Consider the following 6371-nt stretch of genomic DNA (forward strand, 5'->3'; position numbering starts at 1 on the left):
TCCAGCTTGCCGAAGAGCTTCTTGAAGGCCCGCGAGAACTTGCCACGCTTGGTCTTGCGGGCCTTTTCCTCTTCCGAGGTGAGCCAGGCAACCTGGATCACCCGGCGCTCGCCCTCGTAGGGCAGGTGGCCGTGGAAGGAATTCTCAGCGCGACGGAAGACGGCGAACTCGCCGTAGAGCGGCTTCAGTTCCGGGGCCACCACGTCGTCGATGTTGTCGATCGAGGCCAGGAAACGCAGGCAGCCATCGCTCGTATCCGGCCACATCGGGTTGAGGTAAATCAGCGCGGTGGCGATCTTCGACTTGCTGTCGGTGTGGATCGTGCCGTGGCGGCGGTTGAGGTGCCGGCACAGGGTGACCAGGGTCGGGTAGTCCTCGAGCCCTTCGATCTGCTGGTGGCGCCCGATGGCGGCTGAAAACGACCGCGAGGTCATCTGGCCGACCAGCTCATTCACCGAGGGGCCGCAATCGGCCGCGTCGTAAGGGAAAAAGCCGGCGCTGGAGTACTGCGGGAAGTCACGGTCGAGCTCGCCGCGGGCCTCATCGGGCAACTGGCCGTGGGCGATCATGAACGAGAAAGGCTCGTGCCGGGTGTCGGTGTCGGGACGGTCCAGGCGGGCGGGGTCGAGCAGCATGGCGGGCATTTCTCGGTCAGGTACCACTAACAGCCATTGTATCGTGCCAGAGCGGTGATCCGGCGCGTATTCCTACCTACGCGTTCAGTCTAACCCGGTGGACAGAACGCCCTCTCGCGCCTACAATTCTTACCCGCCCAAACGTTCCCATCCCCAAGGCCCACGAGCCGCTATAAAGCTGGCTTGCGGGCTTTGCTGCACCCGAAGGCGGCCATCCCATGCGTACTCCTGCTCTGCTTGCTCTCGAAGACGGCAGCGTTTTTCACGGCCACTCGGTCGGTGCCCGCGGTGAGACTGTCGGTGAGGTGGTGTTCAACACCGCCATGACCGGTTATCAGGAAATCCTGACCGACCCGTCGTACAACCAGCAGATCGTCACCCTGACGTACCCGCACATCGGCAATACCGGTACCAACGACGTCGACGTCGAAGCCAGCCAGGTTCATGCGGCTGGCCTCATCGTGCGCGACGTGCCGCGCCTGGCCAGCAACTGGCGCAGCCAGGAACCGCTGCCGCAGTACCTGCAGCGCCACAACGTCGTCGCCATCGCCGGCATCGATACCCGCCGCCTCACCCGCATCCTGCGTGAGAAGGGTGCGCTGAACGGCTGCATCGTGGCCGGCGACGCGATCGACGCCGATGCCGCGGTGGCCAAGGCAAAGGCCTTCCCCGGCCTCAACGGCATGGATCTCGCCAAGGTCGTCAGCACGAAGACCACCTACCAGTGGAGCGAGGGCGTTTACGACCTCGACAAACAGGCCTTCTACAACGCGCCGAAGAAGTTCCGCGTCGTGGCCTACGACTACGGCGTGAAGCAGAACATCCTGCGCCTGCTCGCCGGCCGTGGCGTCGACATCACGGTGGTTCCGGCCGAGACGCCGGCGGCCGAGGTGCTCGCGATGAACCCCGATGGCATCTTCCTCGCCAACGGCCCGGGCGACCCGGCCGCGTGCGACTACGCCATCGAATCCACGAAGACGATCCTCGCCACGAAGATCCCGGTGTTCGGCATCTGCCTCGGCCACCAGATCATGGCGCTGGCCATCGGTGCGAAGACGCTGAAGATGAAGTTCGGCCACCACGGCGCGAACCACCCGGTGAAGGACCACGACACCGGCCGCGTGCTGATCAGCTCGCAGAACCATGGCTTCGCCGTGGATCCGGCGACGCTGCCGGCCAATGTCCGCGTCACCCATACCTCGCTGTTCGACGGCTCCCTGCAGGGCTTCGCCCTCACGGACCAGCCGGCGTTCTGCTTCCAGGGCCACCCGGAAGCGAGCCCCGGCCCGGAAGACGTCGGCTACCTGTTCGATACGTTCATTGCCGCGATGGAAGCGCACAAGGCGAAGCAGGCGTAACACGCCGCGCGCCACACACCTCCATCCAGCCTTCGATTCGCGAGAAAAACCATGCCAAAGCGTTCCGACCTAAAGACCATCCTCATCATCGGCGCCGGCCCGATCGTCATCGGCCAGGCCTGTGAGTTCGACTACTCCGGCGCCCAGGCCTGCAAGGCCCTGAAGGAAGAGGGTTACCGCGTCGTCCTGGTCAATTCGAACCCGGCGACGATCATGACCGACCCGGACACGGCCGATGCCGTGTACATCGAGCCGATCAACTGGCAGACCGTCGAGCGCATCATCGCCAAGGAGCGCCCGGATGCGGTGCTGCCGACGATGGGCGGCCAGACCGGCCTGAACTGCGCACTCGACCTCGCCGACAACGGCGTGCTCGAGCGCTACGGCGTCGAGCTCATCGGTGCCTCGCGTGAGGCCATCCGCATGGCCGAAGACCGCGACCTGTTCCGCAAGGCCATGGCCGATATCGGCCTGGAATGCCCCAAGGCCGCCGTCGCCCGCTCGATGGAGCAGGCGCTCGAGATCCAGACCACCGTCGGCTTCCCGACCATCATCCGCCCGAGCTTCACCCTCGGCGGTTCGGGTGGCGGCATCGCCTACAACAAGGAAGAGTTCGTCGAGATCGTCGGCCGCGGCCTCGAGCTCTCGCCCACGCACGAAGTGCTGGTCGAAGAGTCGGTGCTCGGCTGGAAGGAATTCGAGATGGAAGTGGTCCGCGACAAGGCGGACAACTGCATCATCGTGTGCTCGATCGAAAACTTCGACCCGATGGGCGTGCACACCGGTGACTCGATCACCGTGGCTCCCGCACAGACCCTGACGGACAAGGAATACCAGCGCCTGCGTAACGCCTCCATCGCGGTGCTGCGCAAGATCGGCGTGGATACCGGCGGCTCCAACGTGCAGTTCGGCATCAACGCCGAAGACGGCCGCGTGGTCGTCATCGAAATGAACCCGCGCGTGTCGCGTTCGTCGGCGCTGGCCTCCAAGGCCACCGGCTTCCCGATCGCCAAGGTCGCCGCCAAGCTCGCCGTTGGCTACACGCTCGATGAACTCAAGAACGACATCACCGGTGGCCTCACCCCGGCCTCGTTCGAGCCGTCGATCGATTACGTCGTAACCAAGATCCCGCGCTTCGCGTTCGAGAAGTTCCCGGCCGCCGACGCCCGCCTCACCACCCAGATGAAGTCGGTGGGCGAGGTGATGGCGATGGGCCGTACCTTCCACGAATCGATGCAGAAGGCCCTGCGTGGTCTCGAGATCGGCAAGACCGGCCTCAACCCGACCGGCCTGGACATCGGCAGCGAGGAAGGCTTCCAGACGCTCAAGCGCGAACTGCGCGAGCCGCGCCCGGATCGCGTGTTCCACGTCGCCGATGCGTTCCGCGCTGGCCTGTCGCTGCAGGAAGTGCACGACCTCACGCGCATCGATCCGTGGTTCCTCGCCGCGTTCGAAGACATCGTGATGACCGAAGGCGAAGTGCAGCGCCAGGGCCTCACCGCGCTGGATGAGCCGCGCCTGCGCGAACTCAAGCGCATGGGCTTCGCCGATGCCCGCCTGGCCGAACTGGTCGGCACCGACGAAGGCGCGCTGCGCCACCTGCGCCGCACCCTGGGCGTGCGCCCGGTGTACAAGCGCGTCGACAGCTGCGCCGCCGAGTTCGCCACCACCACTGCGTACATGTACAGCACGTACGAGGAAGAGTGCGAAGCGAACCCGACCGACAAGGACAAGATCATCGTCCTCGGCGGTGGCCCGAACCGCATTGGCCAGGGCATCGAGTTCGACTACTGCTGCGTGCACGCGGCGCTCGCCCTGCGCGAGGATGGTTTCGAAACCATCATGGTCAACTGCAACCCGGAAACCGTCTCGACCGACTATGACACCTCCGACCGCCTGTACTTCGAGCCGCTCACGCTCGAGGACGTGCTCGAGATCGTCGACCTGGAGAAGCCGAAGGGCGTCATCGTGCAGTACGGCGGCCAGACTCCGCTGAAGCTCGCGCGTGCGCTTGAGGCCGCCGGCGTGCCGGTGATCGGTACCAGCGCCGACTCGATCGACCTGGCCGAAGACCGCGAGCGCTTCCAGAAGATGATCCAGAAGCTGGATCTGAAGCAGCCGCCGAACCGCACCGCGCGCAACGCCGACGACGCGCTGGCCCTGGCCCGTGAGATCGGCTACCCGCTGGTCGTGCGCCCGAGCTACGTGCTCGGCGGCCGCGCGATGGAGATCGTGCACGACGACGCCGATCTCTCGCGCTACATCCGCGAGGCCGTGCAGGTCTCGAACGAGTCGCCGGTGCTGCTCGATCGCTTCCTCGACCACGCCGTGGAAGTGGACGTCGATATCGTCGCCGACGCCGAGGGCAACGTGCTCATCGGTGGCATCATGGAGCACATCGAGGAAGCCGGCGTGCACTCGGGCGACTCCTCGTGCTCGCTGCCGCCGTACTCGCTGAGCCAGGAGGTGCAGGATGAAATGCGCCGCCAGGTGAAGCTGATGGCGCAGGAGCTCAAGGTCATCGGCCTGATGAACACCCAGTTCGCCATCCAGGGCGATGACGTGTTCATCCTGGAAGTGAACCCGCGCGCCTCGCGTACCGTGCCGTTCGTGTGCAAGGCCACCGGCATGTCGCTGGCCAAGATCGCCGCACGCGCCATGGCCGGCAGCTCGCTGGTGAAGCAGGGCGCCACGAAGGAAATCATCCCGTCGTACTACTCGGTGAAGGAAGCGATCTTCCCGTTCCTGAAGTTCCAGAACGTGGATCCGATCCTCGGCCCCGAGATGCGCTCGACCGGCGAAGTGATGGGCGTGGGCCGCACGTTCGGCGCTGCCTTCGCGCGCGGCCACGAGGCCGCGGGCATCAAGGCGCCACCGAAGGGCAAGGTGTTCATGTCCGTGCGCGATGCCGACAAGGATCGCCTGCTGCCGATCGCCCAGGAAGTCGCGGCCCGCGGTTACACCGTGGTCGCCACCGCCGGCACGGCGCAGTTCCTCCAGGGCCACGGCGTACCGGCCGAGCGCATCAACAAGGTGCTCGAAGGCCGTCCGCACATCGTCGACCTGATCAAGAACGGCGAGGTGGTCTATATCGTCAACACGACGGAAGGCAAGCAGGCCATTTCCGATTCGTTCTCGATTCGCCGTGAAGCGCTGCAGCAGCGCGTCACGTATTCCACGACTGTCGCAGGCGCGCGTGCCCTCGTGCACTCGCTTGATTTCCACGCGGAACCGGAAGTCAACAGCCTGCAGGATCTGCACAAGGAGCTGAAGGCATGAGCGCTACCCGTCCCCCGATGACCGCGGTCGGTGCCGACCGCCTGCGTGACGAGCTGGAGTACCTGAAGCGCGTCAAGCGTCCGGAGATCGTGGCTGCCGTGGCTGAAGCCCGTGCGCATGGTGACCTGAAGGAGAACGCGGAGTACCACGCCGCCCGTGAGATGCACGGCTTCAACGAAGGCCGCATCAACGAGCTCGAGGCCGCGCTGTCGAACTCCGAGATCATCGATACGGAGCGCCTCACCGTCGCTCCGCGCATCGTGTTCGGCGCCATCGTCGACCTGATCGACCTGGATAGCGAGGCCGAAGTCACCTACCAGATCGTGGGTGACCTGGAAGCGGACATCAAGAAGTTCCTGATCGCGGTGAGCTCACCGATCGCGCGTGCGCTGATCGGCAAGAACGAAGGCGACGAGTTCGACTTCAACGCACCCAACGGCACGAAGACGTACGAGATCAAGGGCGTCCGTTACAAGTAAAAATGGCCCATTTTTACTGCGTAGGAGCCCACCCTGTGGGCGACGCCATTCGCGATGACGCTACAGGCCCGGTGGCCGTGATGCGAAAGATGTCGCCCACAGGGTGGGCTCCTACAACGGCAAGTTCACCTTGAAGCCGCCTTCGCCGGCAACAAACCGCGCCAGCTTCTCCGGGTTGCGCTGCACGTGGATCGCCGTGATCCGGCCGCCTTTGATGGCGAAGGTCTGCACCGATTCGAGCGCACCCTCGAAGAAACGCATGACGGCGAGCTCGCCGTTCACACTCGCAATCTCCACGCGCATGCCGCGGTCGTTGCGGATGCTTGGGGCATACAGCAGCTGCGCGATGCGCACGCCACCTTCCATCGGCTTGGGGAAGCTGCTGACGTAGCCGCCACCGTCGCCCATCAGCACCGCATCCGGCGCAAGGATCTCGCGCATGGAGCGGAAGTCACCCGAGGCCATCGCACCGGCGAAACGGCGGACCAGGGTGGCGTGCAGGTCACGGTTCACTTCGTAGCGTGGGCGCTCGTCACGCAATTGCTCTTTCGCGCGGTGCACCAGTTGCCGGCAGGCGGCCTCGCTCTTGCCCAGCACCTGCGCGATCTCCGGGTAATCCT

5 protein-coding genes are annotated in these 6371 nt (G+C 65.1%); 3 read left to right on the plus strand and 2 right to left on the minus strand.

What is annotated here, in order from left to right; genetic code table 11:
• A partial coding sequence (locus ACTHLF_RS08555) for a 2OG-Fe(II) oxygenase (RefSeq protein ID WP_440326571.1) occupies nucleotides 1-644 on the minus strand: 644 nt, incomplete at its 3' end.
• Between the two features lie 209 nt (nucleotides 645-853).
• On the opposite strand from ACTHLF_RS08555, the gene carA reads away from it, so the two are divergent.
• The 3 genes from carA to greA are packed head-to-tail and all read left to right on the plus strand — an operon-like array spanning nucleotide 854 to nucleotide 5751.
• Entirely contained in the window at nucleotides 854-1993 is a 1140-nt protein-coding gene (gene carA / locus ACTHLF_RS08560) for a glutamine-hydrolyzing carbamoyl-phosphate synthase small subunit (RefSeq protein WP_440326573.1), read from the plus strand.
• 51 nt (nucleotides 1994-2044) lie between these two features.
• Complete coding sequence (gene carB, locus ACTHLF_RS08565) at nucleotides 2045-5272, plus strand: carbamoyl-phosphate synthase large subunit (protein ID WP_440326575.1); 3228 nt, start codon at nucleotides 2045-2047, stop codon at nucleotides 5270-5272.
• Entirely contained in the window at nucleotides 5269-5751 is a 483-nt protein-coding gene (greA, locus tag ACTHLF_RS08570) for a transcription elongation factor GreA (protein WP_440326577.1), read from the plus strand. The genes carB and greA overlap by 4 nt, the downstream gene beginning before the upstream one ends.
• A gap of 111 nt (nucleotides 5752-5862) precedes the next feature.
• On the opposite strand, the gene ACTHLF_RS08575 is transcribed toward greA, so the two are convergent.
• On the minus strand, nucleotides 5863-6371 hold a 509-nt coding region (locus ACTHLF_RS08575; protein WP_440326579.1), incomplete at its 5' end, for a sigma factor-like helix-turn-helix DNA-binding protein.

The sequence above is a fragment of the Luteibacter sp. genome (assembly GCF_051958795.1).
Lineage (GTDB): Bacteria > Pseudomonadota > Gammaproteobacteria > Xanthomonadales > Rhodanobacteraceae > Luteibacter.